We start from the raw sequence: 915 nt of genomic DNA, 5'->3' as shown, positions 1-915 counted from the left end.
GCAGCTCGATGGCAAATCGGTCTACGTCAGGCCATTGGCATCGCAATGCGCGCGGGTGATGAGATCGAGTTGGCGTTCGGTGATGGGGGAAGTTTGTGCAGACATGGTGTTTCTCCTGGTCGTTGGATGGATCGGCGCGAGTCAGTCTTCCCACAGGTGCTCGCCATCGAGGCTGATCCACAGGCGCGCATCGCGCACGGTGGCCATCTCGCGCACCGGCAGGCCGGTTTTGAGGTTGGTGCCGGTCTTGCCGGTGAAGTCATAACGCTGGCCGTCGTACATCACGGTCGCTGGGCCTTGATCGTTGAACTCGACGCGGATCAGGCGGGGGCCGAGGGCGTTGCCGTTGGTGTCGGTGACCTGGGGTTGGCGGATGCGCAGGGTCATGGTCTGCTCCTTGGTGCGTGGTGATCGGGTGAGGTGATGAACGCGCTGTTCGCGTGAGAAGCCAAGCGTTCTTGCTTGGCTTCGCGTTTCTCGTCAGGCCTTGCGCAACACCGCGATGCCGGCTTGCGCGAGATCCAGGGCAGCAGCGTGGAAGGCGGCTTCGGCCACCCAGGGTGCGGCGCGGGCGTCGTCGAGCAAGCGGTCGATGACCGGGCGTGCCTGGGCGCGCATGGCGACGCAGGCGGCTTCGAGCTCGTCGCGGCTGGCGGAGGCCACTTCCTTGCGGCAAGTGCGCACCAGCACGGTCAGGGCGGCCTCGGCGAGCTTGGTGGCGAGGAGGTCGGGGATGTGGGGGTTCATCGGGCGTCCTTTCGATCGGGTGGTTCGGGGTGACGTGATGAACGCGCTGTTCGCGTGAGAAGCCAAGCGTTCGGTCCATCTATTTCGCATCGGAGTGGCTTGTGTTCGACACTGCTGAATCGGCTGTTGAATCGGCCTGGAAACGGGGTCTGGCCCCCGACCCCATCC

The 915-nt window shown here is 64.7% G+C and carries 2 protein-coding genes; both read right to left on the bottom strand.

The annotated features are described in order from the left end of the window. Positions 1-141: 141 nt before the first annotated feature. Complete coding sequence (locus ACK4TH_RS11810; protein ID WP_409626712.1) at positions 142-387, bottom strand: hypothetical protein; 246 nt, start codon at positions 385-387, stop codon at positions 142-144. 93 nt (positions 388-480) lie between these two features. Continuing rightward, complete coding sequence (locus ACK4TH_RS11805; RefSeq protein ID WP_409626710.1) at positions 481-747, bottom strand: hypothetical protein; 267 nt, start codon at positions 745-747, stop codon at positions 481-483. Positions 748-915 lie beyond the last annotated feature (168 nt).

It is taken from the genome of Tepidimonas sp. (genome assembly GCF_046292505.1).
In the GTDB taxonomy this organism is placed as follows: Bacteria; Pseudomonadota; Gammaproteobacteria; order Burkholderiales; family Burkholderiaceae_C; genus Tepidimonas.
The sequence above is the reverse complement of the archived record's forward strand: the minus strand, read 5'-3'. Positions and strand labels throughout refer to the sequence as shown.